We start from the raw sequence: 21220 nt of genomic DNA on the forward strand, positions 1-21220 counted from the left end.
CGTGTTCGTACCCCCGACTCGGGAGCCCCGGGAGCCAATCGACGTGTCACAGCTGCGCACGGTCCAGGTACTCGGCGGTGGCAGTGCCGGCAGCAGCGCGCATGCAGGCTCGCTGACCGCCGGGCTGATCGCGCGGGGGGTGAGGGTCACGGTCTGCGCGCCGGCCGCGCTGGACCGCACCCACGACTTCACCGGCACGGGCGCCCACTTCGCGCCCGTGCCCCGGCGCAGCGACCCGGCGGCCGTCGCCGCGCTGCGTGCCGCCTGCGCCGGTGCCGACGTCGTCCACGCGCACGGCCTGCACGCCGCCGTGCGGGCCGCCCTGGCGATCGGCGGCCGGCACATCCCGCTCGTCGTCACCTGGCACACCCGGGGCCACGCCGAAGGGGCCCGCCGCAGCCTGCTGCACCTTCTGGAGCGAAGAGCCGTGCGGGCGGCGGCCGTTGTGCTCGCCACCTCCTCCGACCTCGTCGACCGGGCGCGCGCCCGGGGCGCCCGCGATGCCCGCCTCGCGCCCGTCGCCGCACCCCGCCCGCCCCTGCCCGCCGGGCCGCCCGCCGACAAGGTGCGCGCGGAACTCGGCGCGGTGGAGCGGCCGTTGATCGTCGCGCTCGGCACTCTTGTACCGCATCACGGCTACGACACCCTGCTCGACGCGGCGGCCGCGTGGCGTCTGCTGGACCCGGTACCCCTGGTGGCCGTCGTCGGCGAGGGGCGGGAGCGGTCGGCCCTGCGGCGGCGGATCACGGCCGAGGGCCTGCCCGTCGAGCTGCTCGGCGACCGGCCGGATGCCGCCGCGCTCCTCACCGCCGCCGACGTGGCCGTCCTGCCCAGCCGCTGGGAGTCCCGTTCGACGGTCGCCCAGCAGGCGCTGCGGGCCGGGGTGCCCCTGGTCGCCACGGCGGTCGGCGGCACGCCCGAACTCGTGGGCGACGCGGCGGTTCTCGTGCCGTACGCGGACGCCGAGGCGCTGGCCGTCGAGGTGGCCCGGCTGCTGGGCGACCCGGCCGAGCGGGACCGGCTGGCCGCCGCCGGGTCGCGGCAGGCGGCGAGTTGGCCGACCGAGGACGACACCGTGGCCCAGGTGCTCTGCGTGTACGACGAGCTGGTCCAGCCGCGTTGACAGCCCCCGGACCGGCTGCGATCTTGAAAAATCGTACCGGGAAGCGGGGAGGGCACATGGGCGAGGACGTACGGGCCGGACGCGAGCGGGGCGCGGACATCGGCGCGCTGCCGGGGCCGCTGGTCACCGCCGGCTGGCTCGCCGCGCGCCTCGGCGCCCCCGGGCTGCTGGTGCTCGACGCCTCGGTCGGCGCGCACCGGGGGAGCGGAACGCGGATCGCGGGGGCCGGGGTCTTCGACATCGACGGCGCGCTCTCCGACCCCGCGGCGCCGGTGCCGCACACCATGCCGGACGCCGTCCGGTTCACCGACGGGATGCGGGCGCTCGGCCTGAACGACGCTGACACCGTCGTCGCGTACGACGCCGCCGGGATCCACTCCAGCGCCCGGGCGTGGTGGATGCTCCGCGCCATGGGCTTCGACCGGGCCGCCGTCCTCGACGGGGGCCTGCCCGCCTGGACCGCCGCCGGACTGCCGGTCGACGAGGGCGCGCCCGGACCCGTTCCCGTGCGCGGGGGCTTCACGGCCAGGCCCCGGCCCGGGCTCCTGGTGGACGCCCGCACGGTGGCGGAGGCGCTGGCCGACCCGGCCGCGGCGGTGCTCGACGCCAGGACGCGGGGACGGTTCGAGGGCACGGAGCCGGAACCGCGGGCCGGGCTGCGCGGCGGCCACATGCCGGGGGCCGTCAGCCTGCCCTTCGGCCGGCTCCAGGACGAGGGGCACATGCTGCCGCCCGACGAGCTGCGCGCGGCGTTCGCCGGTGCGGCCGGCGACCGGGAGCGCCTGTACTTCAGCTGCGGCTCGGGCGTGACCGCCTGCGTGCTGGCGCTCGGGGCGGAGCTGGCCGGCTACCGGGGCACGGCCGTGTACGACGGCTCCTGGAGCGAGTGGGGGCTGCCGTCCCCGGACCGGCCGGTCGCGGCGGGCCCGGAAGGGGGCTGACACGGCTCCGCCCGGCCGCCGGAGAGCGGCGGGCCGGGCGGATACAAGGCAACGGGCGGACCGGGGCCGTCAGCCCACGTACGCCCCGCTCGCCGTCAGGCGCAGGGCCGTGTCGATCAGGGGGACGTGGCTGAACGCCTGCGGGAAGTTGCCCACCTGGCGCTGGAGGCGGGCGTCCCACTCCTCGGCCAGCAGGCCCAGGTCGTTGCGGAGGGACAGCAGCTTCTCGAAGAGGCGGCGGGCCTCGTCGACCCGGCCGATCATCGCCAGGTCGTCCGCCAGCCAGAACGAGCAGGCGAGGAACGCGCCCTCGTCGCCCTCCAGGCCGTCCACGCCCGCGTCGTCGCCGGCGGTCGGGTAGCGCAGGACGAAGCCGTCCTCCGTGGACAGCTCCCGCTGGATCGCCTCGATGGTGCCGATGACCCGCTTGTCGTCGGGGGGCAGGAAGCCCATCTGCGGGATGAGCAGCAGGGATGCGTCCAGCTCCTTCGACCCGTACGACTGGGTGAAGGTGTTGCGCTCGGGGTCGTAGCCCCGCTCGCAGACGTCCCGGTGGATCTCGTCGCGCAGGTCGTGCAGCCGCTCCAGCGGCCCTTCCGCATCGCCGGACTCGATGAGCTTGATGGTCCGGTCGACGGCGACCCAGGCCATCACCTTGGAGTGCACGAAGTGGCGGCGCGGCCCGCGCACCTCCCAGATGCCCTCGTCGGGCTCGCCCCAGTGCTTCTCCAGGTACTCGATCAGTTTGAGCTGGAGCCCGGTCGCGTAGTCGTTGCGGGCCAGACCCGTCATGTGCGCGAGGTGCAGCGCCTCGGTGACCTCGCCGTACACGTCCAGCTGGAGCTGGCCCGCCGCGCCGTTGCCGACACGGACCGGGGCGGAGCCCTCGTAACCCGGCAGCCACTCCAGCTCCGCCTCGCCCAGCTCCCGCTCACCGGCGATCCCGTACATGATCTGCAGGTTCTCCGGGTCGCCGGCCACCGCGCGCAGCAGCCACTCGCGCCAGGCGCGGGCCTCCTCGCGGTAGCCGGTGCGCAGCAGCGAGGAGAGGGTGATCGCGGCGTCGCGCAGCCAGGTGTAGCGGTAGTCCCAGTTGCGGGAGCCGCCGACGTCCTCGGGCAGCGAGGTGGTCGGCGCGGCGACGATGCCGCCGGTCGGCGCGTACGTCAGGGCCTTCAGCGTGATCAGCGAGCGGACCACGGCCTCGCGATAGGGCCCGTGGTACGTACACTGCTCGACCCACTCGCGCCAGAAGTCCGCCGTCGCCTCCAGCGAGCCGTCGGGGTCCGGGAGCGCGGGCGGCTCGTGGTGCGAGGGCTGCCAGCTGATGGTGAACGCGATTCGGTCACCGGGGGCGACGGTGAAGTCGGAGTACGTGGTCAGGTTCTCGCCGTAGGTGTCCACGGGGGTGTCCAGCCAGACCGAGTCCGGGCCGGCGACGGCGACCGTACGGGAGTCCACCTTGTGCACCCAGGGGGTGACCCGGCCGTAGCTGAACCGCATGCGCAGCTCCGAACGCATCGGCACCCGGCCGCTGACGCCCTCCACGATCCGGATCAGCTGCGGCGCGCCGTCGCGCGGCGGCATGAAGTCGGTCACTCTGACCGTGCCGCGCGGCGTATCCCACTCCGATTCCAGGATGAGGGAGTCCCCACGGTAGCGGCGGCGGTCGGCCGTGGGAGGCTCGGTGCCCTCCGGATAGGCCGGTCCCAGACGCCAGAAACCGTGTTCGTCGGTGCCCAGGAGCCCCGCGAAAATGGCGTGTGAATCGAAGCGGGGCAGGCACAGCCAGTCGGCTGTGCCGTCCCGGCAGACCAGGGCGGCGGTCTGCATGTCTCCGATGAGTGCGTAATCCTCGATGCGCCCGGCCACGTGCATCTCCAGTCGAACGGCCATGTCGCCCCGTGGGGCGCTTACTGCGGGTCAAGAGGTCGTAGCAAGGGGTTGTTGTGGGGGGACCTGCGAGCTTCTGCCTCGCCCGAGCGAGTGTCCGAGCAGGATACGACGCACCCGGGTGGTCCGCGCGACCCTCTCACCAACCGGGCTGCGCCGATCGAGTGGGGTGCGAGCGGCACACGTGACTCGCGCGGCGCTCGCGCGCCGGGTGGCCGGAAGCGGTCTCCCCCTGTCGCTGATACCCTGGTAGCCCGTGGACCGGTGGTCGTCGGCGAGAGCGGACGAGGCCCCCGAACCGCAGCGACGGCATCTCCGGAAAACTCCGGACGGCAAGCCGGTACGCACCTCATGATCGCGACCACGGGAGCCCCCTTTGGCTATGCAGCCCACATCCACGACGACCAAGCACATCTTCGTCACCGGGGGTGTCGCCTCTTCCCTCGGCAAGGGTCTGACTGCCTCCAGCCTCGGCGCCCTGCTCAAGGCGCGCGGACTCCGGGTCACCATGCAGAAGCTCGACCCGTACCTGAACGTCGACCCTGGCACGATGAACCCGTTCCAGCACGGCGAGGTCTTCGTGACCAACGACGGCGCGGAGACGGACCTCGACATCGGCCACTACGAGCGCTTCCTCGACGTGGACCTCGACGGCTCGGCCAACGTCACCACCGGCCAGGTCTACTCGCAGGTCATCGCCAAGGAACGGCGCGGCGAGTACCTCGGCGACACCGTGCAGGTCATCCCGCACATCACCAACGAGATCAAGCACCGCATCCGCCGGATGGCCACCGACGACGTCGACGTGGTCATCACCGAGGTCGGCGGCACCGTCGGCGACATCGAGTCGCTGCCGTTCCTGGAGACCGTCCGCCAGGTCCGCCACGAGGTCGGCCGGGACAACGTCTTCGTCGTGCACATCTCGCTGCTGCCCTACATCGGCCCCTCCGGCGAGCTGAAGACCAAGCCCACCCAGCACTCCGTGGCCGCCCTGCGCAACATCGGTATCCAGCCGGACGCGATCGTGCTGCGCGCCGACCGCGACGTGCCGACCGCCATCAAGCGCAAGATCTCGCTGATGTGCGACGTCGACGAGGCGGCCGTGGTGGCCTGCGTGGACGCCAAGTCGATCTACGACATCCCCAAGGTCCTGCACACCGAGGGCCTGGACGCCTACGTCGTGCGCAAGCTCGACCTGCCGTTCCGCGACGTCGACTGGACCACCTGGGACGACCTGCTGGACCGCGTCCACAACCCCGACCACGAGGTCACCGTCGCCCTGGTCGGCAAGTACATCGACCTGCCCGACGCCTACCTCTCGGTCACCGAGGCCATCCGGGCCGGCGGCTTCGCCAACAAGGCCCGCGTCAAGGTCGAGTGGGTCGCCTCCGACGACTGCAAGACCCCGGCCGGCGCGCAGAAGGCCCTCGCCGGCATCGACGCGATCTGCATCCCGGGCGGCTTCGGCGAGCGCGGCGTGATCGGCAAGGTCGGCGCGATCCAGTACGCCCGCGAGAACAAGGTGCCGCTGCTCGGCCTCTGCCTGGGCCTCCAGTGCATCGTGATCGAGGCGGCGCGCAACCTCGCCGAGATCCCCGACGCCAACTCCACCGAGTTCGACGCCGCGACCTCGCACCCCGTCATCTCGACGATGGAGGAGCAGCTCGCGTACGTCGAGGGCGCGGGCGACCTGGGCGGCACCATGCGGCTCGGCCTGTACCCGGCGAAGCTCGCCGAGGGCTCGCTGGTCCGCGAGGCGTACGACGACCAGCCGTACGTGGAGGAGCGCCACCGCCACCGCTACGAGGTCAACAACGCCTACCGCGCGGAGCTGGAGAAGAAGGCCGGACTGGTCTTCTCCGGCACCTCCCCGGACAACAAGCTCGTCGAGTACGTCGAGTACCCGCGCGAGACGCACCCCTACCTGGTCGCCACCCAGGCGCACCCGGAGCTGCGCTCCCGCCCGACCCGCCCGCACCCGCTCTTCGCCGGTCTGGTGAAGGCCGCCGTCGCCCGCAAGACGGGCGCCGCGGCCGGGGGCGAGCAGGGCAAGTAGGCGGCACCTCCGCAGGCGTTACGGTTGACCGGGGCACGCGTCCGAGCAGGGACGCGGACCCCGGTCACCGTTTTTCGTGGGAGGACGCAGATGGGTTTCCAGGACACGCCCGAACAATGGCGGGTCACCGCGAGCGCGACCCCGTTCAGGGGGAAGAAGACCAGCGTCCGCGCCGACGACGTCGAGATGCCCGACGGTACGGTCGCGCACCGCGACTACCAGGTGCACCCCGGTTCGGTCGCCGTGCTCGCGCTCGACGACGAGGGCCGCGTCCTCGTCCTGCGCCAGTACCGCCACCCGGTCCGCCACAAGCTGTGGGAGATCCCGGCCGGGCTGCTCGACGTACCGGGTGAGAACCCGCTGCACGCGGCCCAGCGCGAGCTGTACGAGGAGGCGCACGTCAAGGCCGAGGACTGGCGGGTGCTCACCGACATCTACACCTCGCCCGGCGGCTCCGACGAGGCCGTGCGCATCTTCCTCGCCCGGGACGTCTCCGAGGCGGAGGGCGAGCGCTTCGAGGTCGCCGAGGAGGAGGCCGACATGGAGCTGGCCCGGGTGCCGCTCCAGGATCTCGTGCGCAAGGTCCTCGCCGGCGACCTGCACAACAGCTGCCTGGTCGTGGGCGTCCTGTCGCTGGCCGCGGTCCTCGCCGGTGACGGCGTCGACTCGCTGCGGCCCGCCGACGCGCCCTGGCCGGCCCGCCCCTTCGAGTCCTGACGGCCCGTCGGAAACAGTACCGGCCGAGGCCGGTGCGGCACCGGGCGCGGTCACTCCCGCGCATCCCTTGATCGTAAAAGATGCTGATCCGATCGGGGGATGTGCGGGTCGCGCTCCACCTCTTCCGGCCACCCGCCTGAACTACGCTTCGACTGCCCGGACCGGAGTCCCGCCGGGCGACGCGTGCAGTGAAGTGGAGCGTGGCCCGTGACGGATCAGGCGGTGGACACCAGCGGCCCGGCCGAGGCAGCGGGTACCGAGGCGCCCGCCGTCCGTGAACCAGCCCGATTCTTCGGCCGCGAACGCGAGTTGAAGGAACTGCGCGACGACATCGAGCGCGCCGGCCTCGACACCATGGCCGGCCGCCGCAGCGCCCGCGCCCGGGTCCTCCTGATCGCCGGACGCCCCGGCTCCGGCCGCACCGCACTGGCCGTCGAACTGACCGCCCGGCTCCTGGAGACCGGCGACTACCCCGACGGGCTGCTCCGCGTCCGGCTCACCGAACCCGGCGGCGCCCCCGTTCCCACCGAACGCGCCGCCCGCGACCTCCTCGGCCAGCTGGACCTGGCCGGACCGCCCGGCGCCGACGCGGACGAGCTGACCGAGATGGTCCGCGAGGCCCTGGCAGTCCGCCGGGTGCTGCTCCTGCTCGACGACGCACCCGACGCCGAACAGGTCGACCCGCTGCTCCCCGACAACCCGGACTGCCTGGTCGTCGCCGTCTCCGAGGGCCCGCTGACCGGCATCCCCGGCGTCCGGCCCTGCACCGTCGGCGGCCTGGACGCGGGCTCCGCCGTCGAACTGCTCGGCCGCGCGACCGGCCAGGTCAGGATCACCGTCGACCCGCTCACCGCCCAGACCGTCGCCGAGGAGTGCGGCGGACAGCCGGCCGCGCTCGTCCTCATCGGGGGCTGGCTCGCCGCCCGCCCGACCACCTCGGTGGCCGACGCCGGGCGGCAGCTGCGCGAGCTGCCGGACGACCCCGAACTGCCCGCCGGCGCCCGTCCGCTGAGCCGCGCCTTCCGCCTCGTCCACGACTCGCTGCCGGCCACCGCCGCCCGGATACTGCGACTGCTCGCCCTTGCCCCCGGCGGGCTCGCCGACTCCCACACCGCCTCGGCGCTGGCCGGCTGCTCCGTCTCGGCCGCCCGGACCACCCTCGACGACTTCGTGACGCTCGGCCTGCTGCGCCGCGAGGAAGCCGAGGAGCCGCAGTACGAGGTGCCGGGCTGCCTCGCCGGGCTGCTGCGGGCGCTCCTGGAGGACCGGGACCGCCCGGCCGAGGTCCAGCTCGCCCGCGCCCGGATGCTGGAGCGCACCGTGCGCCTGCTCCAGTCCTGCCGGGCCGTCACCGACCCCGAGGGCTCCGCGTCCCGCCGCAAGCTCGCCGGGCTCCCGCGCTCGCTGCGCTTCCCGAACCCGGAGGCGGCCGCCGCCTGGCTGCGCGCCCGCAGGCCCGCCCTGCTGGCCGCCGCCCGGGTCGCCGTCGAGGACGGCGACCTCGACACACTGGCCCGCCGGCTCGTCGCCGCGCTGGTGCGGGCGCTCGCCGCGCACGAGGGCACCGATGCCGCCGCGCCCGACCTGTACGCCCTGCACGGACTGGTGCTCGCCGTGGCGGAGCGCCGCGACCTGCCCCGCGAACGGGCGGCGGCCCTGCTCAACCTGGCCGACCTGGACGCCGGGACGGGGCGGACGAAGGAGGCGCTGGCCCGCTACCGGGAGGCGCTGGACGCCGGGCGGGCCGCGAAGGACCCGTACGCCACCGGGCGGGCCATGGAGTCGGTGGGCGGCGCCTACGCGGAGCTGGGTGACTACCCCCGGGCCTCCGACTGGTACGGGAGGGCGCTCGCCCAGCGCCTCACCCAGGGCGAGCGGGCGGAGGCGGCGCGTCTCTACGGGCGGCTCGGGACCGTCCACACCTACGCCGGGCGGTACGGCGAGGCGCTGCGGAACTGGCGGGCCGCGGCGGCGGGCCACCGCAGGCTCGGCGACCTGCCGGCCCAGGCCCGGGCGCTCAGCGAGATGGCCCGGGTGCAGGAGTACGCGGGCCGGCCGCAGGAGTCGCTGCGCACCTGCCGGGAGGCGGTGGAGTGGGCCCGGCGGGCCAAGGACGTACGGCTTCAGGCGGCGCTGGAGCTGCGGCTCGCGGACACGCTGGAACGGCTCGGTGACCCCGCGGCGGCCGGGCTGCACCGGGGTGCGGCCGAGAGATTGCTGGGCGAGGAGAGTCGGGCCTGCGAAACCCGTAGTGCTTCGACGGAAAAATAATGCTTTGCAAGGCTAGACAGCGGGAAGCCCTTCATTAGACTGGCTGTACCGCGGCCGTTCGCGGTGCCTTCACATGCGATGCATCTACCCTTATTGCACCGCTGTGCCCGGATTACCCTCTGAGCCAAGGACCGTGATCGACATGAAGGTCGGCATCCCCCGCGAAGTCAAGAACAACGAGTTCCGTGTGGCGATCACGCCTGCCGGTGTGCATGAGCTCGTCCGCCACGGCCACCAGGTCGTCGTCGAGCGGAACGCCGGAGCGGGCTCCTCCATCACGGACGAGGAGTACGTCGCGGCCGGTGCGGGCATCCTGCCCACCGCCGACGAGGTCTGGGCCGCCGCCGACCTGCTGCTCAAGGTCAAGGAGCCCGTCGCCGAGGAGTACCACCGCCTCCGCAAGGGCCAGACCCTCTTCACCTACCTGCACCTCGCAGCCTCCCGCGCCTGCACCGACGCGCTCCTGGAGTCGGGCACCACCGCCATCGCGTACGAGACCGTCGAGACCGCGAACCGCGCGCTGCCGCTGCTGGCCCCGATGTCCGAGGTCGCGGGCCGGCTCGCCCCGCAGGTCGGCGCGTACCACCTGATGCGCTCGGCCGGCGGCCGCGGCGTGCTGCCGGGCGGTGTCCCGGGTACGGCGGCCGGCCGTGCCGTCGTCATCGGCGGCGGCGTCTCCGGCTGGAACGCCACCCAGATCGCCGTGGGTCTCGGCTTCCACGTCACGCTGCTCGACAAGGACATCAACAAGCTCCGCGAGGCGGACAAGGTCTTCGGCACCAAGGTGCAGACCGTCGTCTCCAACGCCTTCGAACTGGAGAAGGCGGTCGTCGAGGCGGACCTCGTCGTCGGTGCCGTGCTGATCCCCGGAGCCAAGGCCCCGAAGCTGGTCACCAACGAGCTCGTCGCCAAGATGAAGCCTGGAAGTGTACTTGTCGACATTGCGATTGATCAGGGCGGTTGCTTCGAGGACTCGCATCCGACGACGCACGCCGAGCCGACCTTCCAGGTGCACGACTCGGTCTTCTACTGCGTCGCGAACATGCCCGGTGCGGTTCCCAACACCTCGACGTACGCCCTCACCAACGCCACGCTTCCCTACATCGTGGAGCTCGCGAACCGGGGCTGGGCGGAGGCGCTGCGCCGCGACGCCGCGCTGGCCAAGGGCCTCAACACCCATGACGGGCAGGTCGTTTACCGCGAGGTGGCCGAGGCGCACGGCCTCGACCACGTCGACCTGAACACGCTCATCGGCTGACCGGGGGTCAACCCCTTCGTCAACTCCGTGCGTCCGGCCGGACCTTGTCACCGAGGTCCGGCCGGACCCGTGCCGGGGCCGCGCACGCCCCGGGCAACTCGTCTCGAACGTAACCCTTTAACCGTTTCGTACACGCGGGAAAAGTGTGTACCGAGGGTTGCGTGCCCTTGACAGCGGGGCATTCGATTGCCGACACAACAGGCCGGGTCCGGCGGATTGTGTTGCTGCGGACAGGGGACACGCCATAGAGTCGCCAATCGTCGGCATGGTGCCACGCTGACCTATCGATAAGTTCCTGGTCACGTCCAAGGAGGTAAGACGACTTGTGAATGAGTCGACAATTACTCCCGGGGGTGTTCATCCAGGGATGCCTGCGCGGGGCCAGAGCCCGAACGGGCTGGAGGCTGTCGGCTCCGTCGCTGTCCGCGCCTTCGCCACCCACCAGCACATGACGACAGCCCCCCAGATGATGGACGGCCTACACGTGAACGCCATGGCCGGCAACGAGAGTGGCCGGGACACCGCCCGCCTCGCCGACTTCGACGAGACGCCCCAGGGGCACTTCTACGACCCCGACGCCGAGTACGAGCCCGATCCGGAGTACGCGGCCACGCTCGCGCCGGATGCCGCCCGGCAGCGCCGCGAGCGGATCGGCCCGACCGGCCGCCCCCTGCCCTACTTCCCGATCCCGGGCCCGCTGACCGATCACGGCCCCGCGAAGATCATCGCGATGTGCAACCAGAAGGGCGGCGTCGGCAAGACCACGTCGACCATCAACCTGGGCGCGGCACTCGCGGAGTACGGACGACGCGTCCTGCTCGTCGACTTCGACCCGCAGGGTGCCCTGTCGGTCGGCCTCGGGGTCAACCCGATGGAGCTCGACCTCACCGTCTACAACCTGCTCATGGAGCGGGGCATGGCGGCCGACGAGGTCCTGCTGAAGACCGCGGTCCCCAACATGGACCTGCTCCCCAGCAACATCGACCTCTCCGCGGCCGAGGTGCAGCTCGTCAGCGAGGTGGCCCGCGAGTCCACGCTCCAGCGCGCCCTGAAGCCGCTGATGGCCGACTACGACTACATCGTGATCGACTGTCAGCCCTCGCTCGGCCTGCTCACGGTGAACGCGCTGACCGCCGCGCACAAGGTGATAGTCCCGCTCGAATGCGAATTCTTCGCGCTGCGCGGGGTGGCGCTGCTCACCGAGACCATCGAGAAGGTCCAGGAGCGGCTCAACCCCGACCTCGAGCTCGACGGCATCCTCGCCACGATGTACGACTCCCGCACGGTGCACAGCCGCGAGGTCCTGGCGCGCGTCGTCGAGGCATTCGACGACCACGTCTACCACACGGTCATCGGGCGCACGGTCCGCTTCCCGGAGACCACGGTCGCCGGTGAGCCCATCACGACGTACGCCTCCAACTCGGTCGGTGCCGCCGCCTATCGCCAGCTCGCCAGGGAGGTGCTCGCCCGGTGTCACGCCGAGTGAGTCTGCCCGGGGCCGACGAACTGTTCCGTACGACCGGGGGAATGGGGCTCCAGGCCTCGTCACCCGCTGAACGGAGGCGCAAGGCGAACGGCGAGGCCCGGGTGCCGGCTCCGGCCGGTGAGAACGAACCCGGGACCGACGCACCGGGGGAGACCGCCCCGGACCCCGGCACCGCCCCCGCGCACCAGGAGCACTCGGCGGCCGGCGCCGAACCGGGCGACTCGCGCAGCCGGTCCGCCGACGGCGACCGGGTCGCGGTCGCCGCACAGGCCGGCCGCCGCCCGCAGCAGCCCGCCGCGCAGGAACCGCCGCAGGCCCCCGTCGTGCAGCAGCAGCGCAGGCGCGGCGGCGGACGCGGCGCGAACCGTCGGCCCAGCGGACGCGAGCGCCACGACGAGAAGATCACGGTCTACGTCTCCGCCGAGGAGCTGATGGACCTGGAGCACGCGCGCCTCGTCCTGCGCGGCGAGCACGGCCTCGCGGTGGACCGGGGACGGATCGTCCGCGAGGCGGTCGCCGTCGTCCTGGCGGACCTGGAGTCGCGCGGCGACGCGAGCATCCTCGTACGGCGGCTGCGCGGCCGCTGACCGGTACGGCGCCGGTAGCCTGCCCGGAAGGCCGCCTTCCGTACGGGCCGCCGCCCGCCGCCGTATCCCGCCCCGCGCACCCTGGACCTCCATGCCGACACCCGACGAGCCCGCCCGCACGGCCCGCCGCCCCCTGGGCCGCGGGCCCGGGGCGGGGGACGTGCCCGGGGAGACGGCCGCACCGGCTGAGGCGCCCGCGCACGTGCCGGAAGGGGCCCCCTCGCCCGTGCCGGAGGAGGAGATCCCCCCGCTCGTGCCGGAGGACGCCTCCGAGGCCCCCGTGGACGCCCCGGCGCCCGCCCCCGACGACGGCCGGTTCAAGGTCCGGCTGGCGAACTTCGAGGGGCCCTTCGACCTGCTCCTCCAGCTGATCTCCAAGCACAAGCTGGACGTGACCGAGGTCGCCCTCTCCAAGGTCACCGACGAGTTCATGGCCCACATCCGGGCGATGGGCCCCGACTGGGACCTGGACCAGACGACGGAGTTCCTGGTGGTCGCCGCCACCCTCCTCGACCTGAAGGCCGCCCGGCTGCTCCCCGCGGCCGAGGTGGAGGACGAGGCGGACCTGGCGCTCCTGGAGGCCAGGGACCTGCTCTTCGCGCGGCTCCTCCAGTACCGCGCGTACAAGCGGGTCGCCGAGATCTTCAGCGGCCGGCTCGAATCCGAGGCGCGGCGCTTCCCCCGTACCGTCGGCCTCGAACCGCACCACGCCGAACTGCTGCCGGACGTCGTCATCAGCATCGGCGCAGAGGGCTTCGCCAGGCTGGCCGTGAAGGCGATGCAGCCGAAGCCCCGGCCGCAGGTGTACGTCGACCACATCCACGCCCCGCTGGTCAGCGTGCGCGAGCAGGCGGGCATCGTGGTGGCCCGGGTGCGCGAGGCCGGCGAGATCAGTTTCCGGGCGCTGACCGAGGACGCGCCGGACACCCTGACCGTCGTCGCCCGCTTCCTCGCGCTGCTGGAGCTGTACCGCGAGAAGGCCGTCGCCCTGGACCAGGACGTGGCGCTCGGTGAGCTGCTGGTGCGCTGGGCCGGGGCGGCGGGGGCCGAGCCCACCGTGACGGACGAATTCGACCAGGAGGCCCCGGACGAGCCGGACGCCTCCGAGACCCCGGAGGACGAGACGCCATGACGGACCCCACCGGCTCCGCGGTCGCGGACCTCGACCTCAAGCCCGCCCTGGAAGCCGTCCTCATGGTCGTCGACGAGCCCGCCACCGAAGAGCACCTGGCCAAGGTGCTGGAACGCCCCCGGCGGGCCGTGGCGGCGGCGCTGCGGGAGCTGGCCGACGAGTACACCGCGCAGCGGCGCGGCTTCGACCTCCGGCTCGTCGCGGGCGGCTGGCGGTTCTACACCCGGCCCGAGTACGCGGCGGCCGTCGAGGGCTTCGTCCTGGACGGCCAGCACGCCCGGCTGACCCAGGCGGCGCTGGAGACCCTGGCGGTGGTCGCGTACCGCCAGCCGGTGAGCCGGTCGCGGGTCTCGGCGGTGCGCGGGGTGAACTGTGACGGGGTCATGCGGACCCTGCTGCAGAGGGGTCTGGTCGAGGAGGCGGGCACGGAACCCGAAACAGGTGCGATCCTGTACAGGACGACGAACTACTTTCTGGAGCGGATGGGCCTGCGTGGCCTGGATGAGCTCCCGGAGCTCGCGCCCTTCCTCCCCGAGGCGGACGCGATCGAGGCCGAGACGCCAGAGGGTGTGCCGTCGTTCGATCCGGACGCACCGGACACCCCGGGAACTCACGCAGACGACAAGACGGACTTTTGATGCGAAGCAGTGGCAGGAACAGCGGTAGCGGCGGCGGCAGGAGCGGCGGCAGCGGCGGGGGCCGGAGCGGCAGGAACAACAGCGGCACCGGCAGGAACAGCAACCCCAACGCGCGCACCCCCCGCTCGGAGCGCGAGGACCGCAGGAACGAGGAGCGCCCCCGCAAGCCCAGGCCCGAGGAGCGCCGCTACGACGTGGGCTCCGACAAGCCCGGCGGCGACGGCGCCCGCAAGGGCCGCGGCGCAGCGGCCCGGGGCGGGGCCAAGGGCGGCCCGAAGAGCCCCCAGGGCGGCTCGAAGGGCGGCCCCCGGCGCGGCCCGTACGGCGCCCCGGCGCGCCCGCGCGAGCTGGACGCCAAGATCGAGCAGCGCAACCGCGACCGGTACGCGAACAAGCCCGAGATCAGGACCCCCAAGACGCACCCGGGCGCCGAGCAGGAGGGTGAGCGGCTTCAGAAGGTCCTCGCCCGCGCCGGCATGGGGTCGCGCCGCGCCTGCGAGGAGCTGATCGACCAGGGCAGGGTCGAGGTGAACGGCGAGATCGTCATCGAGCAGGGCATGCGCGTCGACGTGCACAAGGACGAGATCAAGGTCGACGGACTGACCGTCGCCACCCAGTCCTACCTGTTCTTCGCGCTGAACAAGCCGGCCGGTGTCGTCGCCTCCATGGAGGACCCGGACGGGCGCCAGTGCCTCGGCGACTACGTCACCAACCGTGAGACGCGGCTCTTCCACGTCGGCCGGCTGGACACCGAGACCGAGGGCATCATCATGCTCACCAACCACGGCGAGCTGGCCCACCGTCTCACCCACCCCAAGTACGGCGTGAAGAAGACCTACCTGGCGGCCATCCAGGGCCCGCTCCCGCGCGACCTGGGCAAGCGGCTCAAGGACGGCATCCAGCTGGAGGACGGGTACGCCCGCGCCGACCACTTCCGCGTCGTGGAGAACACCGGCAAGAACTACCTGGTCGAGGTGACCCTGCACGAGGGCCGCAAGCACATCGTGCGCCGCATGCTGGCCGAGGCGGGCTTCCCCGTCGAGCGGCTGGTGCGGACCGGGTTCGGCCCGATCGCGCTGGGCGACCAGAAGTCGGGCTGGCTGCGCCGGCTCACCAACACCGAGGTGGGCATGCTGATGCGCGAGGTCGGCCTGTAGCACCTCCCTCGCAGCGCTCGAAGGCCCGCGGCCGGTTCCCCGGAATTCTCCGGAAAGGGAACCGGCCGCGGGCCTTTCGCATGCCCCGCCGAACCTTTATAGTCACAGTGACTATAAAGGAGGCGGGCGTGAGTCTCGCGGACATACTCGATCCCCTGCAGCAACCCCTGGTGACGGTCCTGGACACCCCGGTCAGCTGGACCGAGGTGCTGGGCTTCGGCAGCGGCGCGCTGTGCGTCTGGCTCGTGGCCCGCCAGCACCTCGCCAACTGGCCGATCGGCATCGCCAACAACCTCTTCTTCATCCTGCTGTTCACCCAGTCCGGCCTGTACGCCGACGCCGGACTCCAGATCGTCTTCATCGCCCTCGCCGCGTACGGCTGGTGGACCTGGACCCACGGGGGTGGACCAGGGACCGACGGGCTGCCGGTGCGCCGCACCACGCGCACCGAGTGGACCGGGCTGCTGGCGGCGGGGGCGGTGGGGACCGTGGCGCTGACCCTCCTGCTGGACCGGGCGACCGACTCGACCGTGCCGTTCTGGGACGCGCTGACCACCGCGCTGTCGCTCGCCGCCACCTACGGGCAGTGCCGCAAGCTCGTCGAGTCCTGGTGGCTGTGGATCGCCGCCGACATCGTGTACATCCCGCTGTACGCGTACAAGGAGCTGTACCTGACCTCGCTGCTGTACGTCGGCTTCCTGACGCTGTGCCTGATCGGCCTGCGCAACTGGCGCCGCGACCTGGCCGCAGCCGGCCCGCGACCCTCGAAGGCCCTGGCATGAAGCGCTACCCGCACGGTCTCGTGCTCGGCAAGTTCTACCCGCCGCACGCCGGCCACCACCACCTCGTCCGCACCGCCGCCGCCCGCTGCGAACGGCTGACCGTCCTGGTCTGCGCCGCCTCGGTGGAGTCCGTCCCGCTGGCCGACCGGGTCGCCTGGATGCGCGAGGCGCACCCGGACGTGACGGTGGTCGGCGCCGTCGACGACACTCGTATGGACCTCCACGACCCGGCGATCTGGGACGCCCACATGGCGGTCTTCACCGCCGCCGTGCCCGAGCGCGTGGACGCCGTCTTCACCTCGGAGTCGTACGGGGACGAGCTGGCCCGCCGCTTCGGCGCCGAGTCCGTCTGCGTCGACCCCGACCGCACCGCGTACCCCGTCTCCGGCACCGCCGTCCGCGCGGACCCGGCCGGCCGCTGGGACTTCCTCGAAGCGCCCGTACGCGCGGCGCTCGCCCGCCGCGTCGTCGTCCTCGGCGCGGAGTCCACCGGCACCACCACGCTGGCCCGCGCGCTCGCCGCCCACTACCGGCAGCGCGGCGGCGTCTGGGCGCACACGGGGTACGTGGCCGAGTACGGGCGCGAGTTCAGCGAACGGAAGCTGGCCGAGCTGCGCGAGCGGTGGCCCCGGGCCCAGTGGGAGGACGTCACTCTCTCCACCCACGACTTCCCGCACATCGCGGAGACCCAGAACGCCCGCGAGGAGGAAGCGGCCCGCACCGGCTCCCCGGTGCTCGTCTGCGACACGGACTCCTTCGCGACGACCGTGTGGCACGAGCGGTACGTCGGCGGCCGCAACCCCCTCGTCGAGCGCATCGCGGACCGGGCCCGCCACCACCTGTGGCTGCTCACCGACCACGAGGGCGTCGCCTTCGAGGACGACGGGCTGCGCGACGGCGAGGAGCTGCGGCCCTGGATGACCGACCGGTTCCGGGCCGAACTCACCCGCACCGGGAGGCCGTTCATCGAGCTGACCGGCAGCCGTGAGACGCGCCTGGCCCGCGCCGTGGAGGCCGTCGACGCGCTGCTCGCCGAGGGCTGGGACTTCGCCGCGCCCCTCCCGGAGCACCGATGAGCGCCGCCCCCGAGGGCTACGACCCGCACGCCTTCGAGCCGTTCGCGGTCACCGTCGACCTGGCCGTGTTCACGGTCCGCGACTCCCGGCTGCACGTCCTGCTCGTCGAACGCGGCGAGGAACCGTACAAGGGCCACTGGGCGCTGCCCGGCGGTTTCCTGCTGCCCCGCGAGTCCGCCGGGGACGCCGCCCGCCGCGAACTGGCAGAGGAGACCGGGCTGAGCGACGACACCGTCTCGGGCCTCCACCTGGAGCAGCTGCGCACCTACAGCGAGCCGGACCGCGACCCCAGGATGCGCGTGGTCTCCGTCGCCCACACCGCCCTCGTGCCCGACCTGCCCGAGCCGCGCGGCGGCGGCGACGCGGCGGGCGCCCGGTGGTGGGACGCCGCCCGGACCGGCACCCTCGCCTTCGACCACGACCGCATCCTCGCGGACGCCCGCGACCGGGTCGGCGCCAAGCTCGAGTACACCTGCCTGGCCACCGCGTTCTGCCCGCCCCACTTCACCCTCGGCGAGCTGCAACAGGTCTACGAGACGGTGTGGGGCGTCGTGCTGGACCGCCCCAACTTCCGCCGCAAGGTCCTCGCGACCCCGGGATTCGTCCAGCCCGCCGAAGGCGCCCCCCGCCGCACCGGCGGCCGCGGCAAACCGGCCGCCCTCTACCGTGCGGGCGACGCCACCGCACTCCACCCCCCGCTCCTGCGACCGGAAGGACGGCACGCATGACGACGACCCGTACGAAGAAGGCCGCGACCGGCGCGCTGACCGGGCTCGCGCTCGGCGACGCGCTGGGGTTCCCCACCGAGTTCAACGACGTGCCGTCGATCCTCGCCAAGTGCGGGCCCTGGCGGGAGATGGAGCTGCCGAAGCCGGCCTTCGTCACCGACGACACCCAGATGACCCTGGCCCTGGGCCGGGGCCTGCGCACCGCCATGGACCGGGGCCCGCTCACCGGGCTGCGGCTGGCCCGCCCGGTGCGCGAGGAGTACGTCGACTGGTACCACTCGCCCGACAACAACCGCGCCCCCGGCCGCACCTGCCTGGAGGCCTGCCACCTGCTCGACGGCGACCGCGCCTGGCAGGAGGCGAGCCGGACCGGCTCCAAGGGCTGCGGCGCCAACATGCGCGTCGCGCCCGTCGGGCTCGCGCCCGGCCTCACCGACGAGCAGCGCTCCGGCGCCGCCCAGCTCCAGTCGGCCCTGACCCACGGCCACCCGACCGCGCTCGCCGCATCCGACCTGACGGCCCACGCGGTGCACCTGCTCGCCCAGGGCGCCGAACCCCTGGGCCTGATCGGCCAACTCCGTTCGTACGCCTACGAGAACCGCGGCCGCTACCTCGACCGCTGGCTCGGCGACCTGTGGCGCCGCACGCACGACGCCTCGCCCGAGTCCTTCATCACCCGGGGCTGGGACGAGTGCCTGGCCATGCTGGAGAACGTGCGCGTGGCCCTGCGCAACCCGTCCCCGGAGACCGACCCCTGCGAGGCGACCGGCGACGGCTGGATCGCCGAGGAGGCCCTCGCCACCGCCCTCCACTGCTTCCTGCTCTTCCCGGACGAACCCGTGACCGCCCTGCGCCGCGCCGCCTGCACCCGCGGCGACTCGGACTCCATCGCCTGCCTGACCGGCGCACTGGCCGGCGCCCACCTCGGGCCCGGCGCCTGGCCGGCCGCGTGGGTGGAGCGCATCGAGTACCGGGAGGAGCTGCTGGAGCTCGGGGCGCTCTGGGACGCTTGAGCCGCGCTCAGGCCACCGCCGACGCCCGGCGTGTGCGGATCAGGAAGTCCTCCACGCGGGTCCGGTTCGGTTCGGCGGGCAGGGGGGAGGCGGCGGCCGCCTCGTCGTTCTCGGCGGCGAGGCGGGTCATGCGGCGTTCCACCTCGGGCCAGGGGACCTCCCCCCGCCTGACCGCGAGCAGGTCCTCGCGGGCCTCGCCGACCTCGATGTCCAGGACGCCGGTGCGCAGCAGGTCCCGGGAGCTCGCCAGCAGGCGCAGCAGGTGCATGGCGTGCTTCCAGCGCGGGGCGCCGTACTGGCGGACGTCCGCCTCCAGCTTGCGGCGTTGGGCCACTGCATAGCGGACGAACGAGTCGTGCGCCCGCCGGGAGAGGAAGGCGCCGCGCAGGGCGAGCAGCTCGCGGCCGGTGGCGTCGACGTGGTCGACCAGAGGCGAGTGGAGGCACTCCAGCACGTTCGGGTTGGCGCGCAGGGCCAGCTCGCAGAAGCGTTCCAGCTCCCAGGAGAACTGCTCGTCGGCCGGGCCCTCGATGTGCGTGGGAGGCTTCACGAAGCGCCAGAACAGCGGGGTCGGCGCGAGGAAGACCCCCCGCCGGTCGGTGTCGCTGTCCTCCGTCGCGAGACCGAAGGCGCGCGATCCCATCACGCAGGAGTAGACCGTGTGGTGGCGCACCAGGTTCTCGTCGGCCGGAGTGATCATGCCGGGAGGTTACGCGAGGACCGGGGACGGGCGCGTCTCATAAAAGGGGCGGGCGGGCACGGGACCCCGCCGCCCCTCTACGCTGATCGCACACGTACGAAGCGATACGCAACGCGCGGTACGGAACAAGCGGTACGGAACAAGCAAGGAGCACGACGTGGCGGTACGAGCGGTCCGGGGCGCTGTCCAGCTGGACCGGGACGAGACCGGGCACATGCACGAGCAGGTCGGTGCGCTGCTCACCGCCGTCCTGGAGCGCAACGAACTCGTCGCGGACGACCTGATCAGCATCTGGTTCACGGCCACGCCAGACCTGCACAGCGACTTCCCGGCCGCCGCCGCACGCTCCATCGGGATCGTCGACGTACCGCTGATCTGCGCCCAGGAGCTGGACATCGAGGGCGCCATGCCCAGGGTCGTCCGCATCCTGGCGCACGTCGAGACGTATCTGTCCAAGGCCGAGATCAACCACGTCTACCTCGGCGCCACCGCCGCCCTGCGCAAGGACATCGCCCAGTGAGAACCGCAGTCGTCATCGGTACCGGCCTCGTCGGTACCTCCGCGGCGCTCGCCCTCGCGGGCCGCGGCATCGCCGTCCACCTCGTCGACCACGACCCCGAGTCGGCCAGGACCGCCGCCTCGCTCGGCGCCGGTACGACCGAGCCGCCCGAGGGCCGCGTCGACCTGGCCGTGGTCGCCGTACCGCCCGCCCACACCGCGGCCGTCCTCGCCGCAGCCATGCGCGACGGTGTCGCCCGCGCCTACCTGGACGTCGCCAGCGTGAAGGGCGGCCCCCGCCGCGAGCTGGAGGCGCTGGGGGCCGACCTCACCCCGTACATCGGCACGCACCCCATGGCCGGCAAGGAGCGCTCCGGTCCGCTCGCCGCCACCGCCGACCTCTTCGAGGGGCGGCCCTGGGTCCTCACCCCGACCCGGGAGACCGACACCGAGGTGCTGAACCTGGCGCTGGAACTGGTCGCCCTGTGCCGCGCCGTGCCGGTCGTCATGGACGCCGACGCGCACGACCGGGCCGTCGCCCTCGTCTCGCACACCCCGCAGCTCATCTCGTCGATGGTCGCCGCCCGGCTGGAGGACGCCGACGAGACCGCGGTGCGGCTGTGCGGGCAGGGGATCAGGGACGTGACCAGGATCGCGGCCTCCGACCCCCGGATGTGGGTGGAGATCCTGTCCGCCAACCCCGGTCCCGTCGCCGACGTCCTCGCCGGTGTCGCCGCCGACCTGGACGAGACCGTCACCGCGCTGCGCGGGCTCCAGTCCGCCGACGAGGACAAGCGGCGCGCCGGCACCGAAGGCATCCGCTCCGTCCTGAGCCGGGGCAACGCGGGCCGCGTCCGGGTGCCGGGCAAGCACGGCGCCGCCCCCGCCTCGTACGAGGTCGTGGCCGTCCTCATCAGCGACCGCCCCGGCGAACTGGCGGCGATCTTCGCCGACGCGGGCCGGTCCGGGACCAACATCGAGGACGTGCGCATCGAGCACGCCACCGGCCAGCAGGCCGGACTCGTCCAGCTCATGGTCGAACCCAGCGCCGCCCCGGCCCTGGCCGCCGCCCTCCGCGAGCGAGGCTGGTCGATCCGGCAGTAGGACCCGCGGCGCGGCACCCCGGTCGCACAGTTGTCCACAGGGGTGGTCGGACCCGTCTCC

General features: G+C 73.0%; 19 protein-coding genes. 17 read left to right on the forward strand and 2 right to left on the reverse strand.

Annotated elements, in window-relative coordinates; genetic code table 11:
• Nucleotides 1–43: 43 nt before the first annotated feature.
• Nucleotides 44–1123, forward strand: a complete 1080-nt coding sequence (locus BLW14_RS25320; RefSeq protein ID WP_093709477.1) for a glycosyltransferase family 4 protein — start codon at nucleotides 44–46, stop codon at nucleotides 1121–1123.
• A gap of 56 nt (nucleotides 1124–1179) precedes the next feature.
• Nucleotides 1180–2064 carry a sulfurtransferase gene (locus BLW14_RS25325; RefSeq protein ID WP_093709478.1) on the forward strand — a complete coding sequence of 295 codons (885 nt, stop codon included), beginning with the start codon at nucleotides 1180–1182 and terminating at the stop codon, nucleotides 2062–2064.
• Nucleotides 2065–2133: 69 nt separating this feature from the next.
• On the opposite strand, the gene BLW14_RS25330 is transcribed toward BLW14_RS25325, so the two are convergent.
• Nucleotides 2134–3960 carry a glycoside hydrolase family 15 protein gene (locus BLW14_RS25330; RefSeq protein ID WP_177154094.1) on the reverse strand — a complete coding sequence of 609 codons (1827 nt, stop codon included), beginning with the start codon at nucleotides 3958–3960 and terminating at the stop codon, nucleotides 2134–2136.
• A gap of 379 nt (nucleotides 3961–4339) precedes the next feature.
• On the opposite strand from BLW14_RS25330, the gene BLW14_RS25335 reads away from it, so the two are divergent.
• The 13 genes from BLW14_RS25335 to BLW14_RS25395 all read left to right on the forward strand — a co-directional run bounded on the left by BLW14_RS25335 (nucleotide 4340) and on the right by BLW14_RS25395 (nucleotide 18858).
• Nucleotides 4340–6013: a CTP synthase gene (locus BLW14_RS25335; protein WP_093709479.1), complete on the forward strand. Its 1674-nt coding sequence runs from the start codon at nucleotides 4340–4342 to the stop codon at nucleotides 6011–6013.
• A 90-nt stretch (nucleotides 6014–6103) separates the two neighbouring features.
• A complete protein-coding gene (locus tag BLW14_RS25340; protein ID WP_093709480.1) occupies nucleotides 6104–6730 on the forward strand; it encodes an NUDIX domain-containing protein in 627 nt (208 codons plus the stop codon).
• A gap of 207 nt (nucleotides 6731–6937) precedes the next feature.
• Entirely contained in the window at nucleotides 6938–9001 is a 2064-nt protein-coding gene (locus tag BLW14_RS25345; RefSeq protein ID WP_093709481.1) for a tetratricopeptide repeat protein, read from the forward strand.
• A 142-nt stretch (nucleotides 9002–9143) separates the two neighbouring features.
• A complete protein-coding gene (ald, locus tag BLW14_RS25350) occupies nucleotides 9144–10259 on the forward strand; it encodes an alanine dehydrogenase (RefSeq protein WP_093709482.1) in 1116 nt (371 codons plus the stop codon).
• Between the two features lie 367 nt (nucleotides 10260–10626).
• Complete coding sequence (locus tag BLW14_RS25355; RefSeq protein ID WP_018523949.1) at nucleotides 10627–11745, forward strand: ParA family protein; 1119 nt, start codon at nucleotides 10627–10629, stop codon at nucleotides 11743–11745.
• Nucleotides 11742–12332 carry a hypothetical protein gene (locus tag BLW14_RS25360; protein WP_093709483.1) on the forward strand — a complete coding sequence of 197 codons (591 nt, stop codon included), beginning with the start codon at nucleotides 11742–11744 and terminating at the stop codon, nucleotides 12330–12332. Before BLW14_RS25355 ends, BLW14_RS25360 begins: the two co-directional genes overlap by 4 nt.
• A gap of 91 nt (nucleotides 12333–12423) precedes the next feature.
• Nucleotides 12424–13464 carry a segregation and condensation protein A gene (locus BLW14_RS25365; RefSeq protein WP_093709484.1) on the forward strand — a complete coding sequence of 347 codons (1041 nt, stop codon included), beginning with the start codon at nucleotides 12424–12426 and terminating at the stop codon, nucleotides 13462–13464.
• Entirely contained in the window at nucleotides 13461–14102 is a 642-nt protein-coding gene (gene scpB, locus BLW14_RS25370; RefSeq protein ID WP_093709485.1) for an SMC-Scp complex subunit ScpB, read from the forward strand. The genes BLW14_RS25365 and scpB overlap by 4 nt, the downstream gene beginning before the upstream one ends.
• Nucleotides 14102–15259 carry a pseudouridine synthase gene (locus BLW14_RS25375; protein ID WP_018523953.1) on the forward strand — a complete coding sequence of 386 codons (1158 nt, stop codon included), beginning with the start codon at nucleotides 14102–14104 and terminating at the stop codon, nucleotides 15257–15259. Before scpB ends, BLW14_RS25375 begins: the two co-directional genes overlap by 1 nt.
• Nucleotides 15260–15387: 128 nt before the next feature.
• Nucleotides 15388–16041, forward strand: a complete 654-nt coding sequence (pnuC, locus tag BLW14_RS25380; protein ID WP_093709486.1) for a nicotinamide riboside transporter PnuC — start codon at nucleotides 15388–15390, stop codon at nucleotides 16039–16041.
• Nucleotides 16038–17117, forward strand: a complete 1080-nt coding sequence (locus BLW14_RS25385) for an AAA family ATPase (protein WP_093709487.1) — start codon at nucleotides 16038–16040, stop codon at nucleotides 17115–17117. Before pnuC ends, BLW14_RS25385 begins: the two co-directional genes overlap by 4 nt.
• Nucleotides 17114–17845 (forward strand): NUDIX hydrolase, encoded by a 732-nt coding sequence (locus BLW14_RS25390; protein ID WP_093709488.1) that lies wholly within the window; start codon nucleotides 17114–17116, stop codon nucleotides 17843–17845. The genes BLW14_RS25385 and BLW14_RS25390 overlap by 4 nt, the downstream gene beginning before the upstream one ends.
• Complete coding sequence (locus BLW14_RS25395; protein ID WP_093709489.1) at nucleotides 17842–18858, forward strand: ADP-ribosylglycohydrolase family protein; 1017 nt, start codon at nucleotides 17842–17844, stop codon at nucleotides 18856–18858. The genes BLW14_RS25390 and BLW14_RS25395 overlap by 4 nt, the downstream gene beginning before the upstream one ends.
• A gap of 7 nt (nucleotides 18859–18865) precedes the next feature.
• Here BLW14_RS25395 and BLW14_RS25400 read toward each other — a convergent pair whose 3' ends face one another.
• On the reverse strand, nucleotides 18866–19558 hold the full coding sequence (locus BLW14_RS25400; RefSeq protein WP_093709490.1) for a nucleotidyltransferase domain-containing protein: 693 nt from the start codon (nucleotides 19556–19558) through the stop codon (nucleotides 18866–18868).
• 157 nt (nucleotides 19559–19715) lie between these two features.
• Between BLW14_RS25400 and aroH the strand changes: the two genes are divergently transcribed.
• Together aroH and BLW14_RS25410 are read left to right on the forward strand one after the other, a co-directional pair.
• Nucleotides 19716–20078 (forward strand): chorismate mutase, encoded by a 363-nt coding sequence (gene aroH / locus BLW14_RS25405; RefSeq protein WP_093709491.1) that lies wholly within the window; start codon nucleotides 19716–19718, stop codon nucleotides 20076–20078.
• Nucleotides 20075–21160: a prephenate dehydrogenase gene (locus BLW14_RS25410; RefSeq protein ID WP_093709492.1), complete on the forward strand. Its 1086-nt coding sequence runs from the start codon at nucleotides 20075–20077 to the stop codon at nucleotides 21158–21160. The genes aroH and BLW14_RS25410 overlap by 4 nt, the downstream gene beginning before the upstream one ends.
• Nucleotides 21161–21220 lie beyond the last annotated feature (60 nt).

The organism is Streptomyces sp. 2131.1 (assembly GCF_900105515.1).
Taxonomy (GTDB): domain Bacteria; phylum Actinomycetota; class Actinomycetes; order Streptomycetales; family Streptomycetaceae; genus Streptomyces; species Streptomyces drozdowiczii.

Coding starts and splice junctions, on each gene's coding strand:
- BLW14_RS25390 (WP_093709488.1), top strand. CDS start 17,114: ATGAGCGCCGCCCCCGAGGGCTACGACCCGCACGCCTTCGAGCCGTTC.
- ald (WP_093709482.1), top strand. CDS start 9,144: ATGAAGGTCGGCATCCCCCGCGAAGTCAAGAACAACGAGTTCCGTGTG.
- BLW14_RS25325 (WP_093709478.1), top strand. CDS start 1,180: ATGGGCGAGGACGTACGGGCCGGACGCGAGCGGGGCGCGGACATCGGC.
- BLW14_RS25385 (WP_093709487.1), top strand. CDS start 16,038: ATGAAGCGCTACCCGCACGGTCTCGTGCTCGGCAAGTTCTACCCGCCG.
- BLW14_RS25330 (WP_177154094.1), bottom strand. CDS start 3,960: ATGGCCGTTCGACTGGAGATGCACGTGGCCGGGCGCATCGAGGATTAC.
- BLW14_RS25340 (WP_093709480.1), top strand. CDS start 6,104: ATGGGTTTCCAGGACACGCCCGAACAATGGCGGGTCACCGCGAGCGCG.
- scpB (WP_093709485.1), top strand. CDS start 13,461: ATGACGGACCCCACCGGCTCCGCGGTCGCGGACCTCGACCTCAAGCCC.
- BLW14_RS25400 (WP_093709490.1), bottom strand. CDS start 19,558: ATGATCACTCCGGCCGACGAGAACCTGGTGCGCCACCACACGGTCTAC.
- BLW14_RS25355 (WP_018523949.1), top strand. CDS start 10,627: ATGCCTGCGCGGGGCCAGAGCCCGAACGGGCTGGAGGCTGTCGGCTCC.
- BLW14_RS25375 (WP_018523953.1), top strand. CDS start 14,102: ATGCGAAGCAGTGGCAGGAACAGCGGTAGCGGCGGCGGCAGGAGCGGC.
- BLW14_RS25335 (WP_093709479.1), top strand. CDS start 4,340: ATGCAGCCCACATCCACGACGACCAAGCACATCTTCGTCACCGGGGGT.
- BLW14_RS25365 (WP_093709484.1), top strand. CDS start 12,424: ATGCCGACACCCGACGAGCCCGCCCGCACGGCCCGCCGCCCCCTGGGC.
- BLW14_RS25395 (WP_093709489.1), top strand. CDS start 17,842: ATGACGACGACCCGTACGAAGAAGGCCGCGACCGGCGCGCTGACCGGG.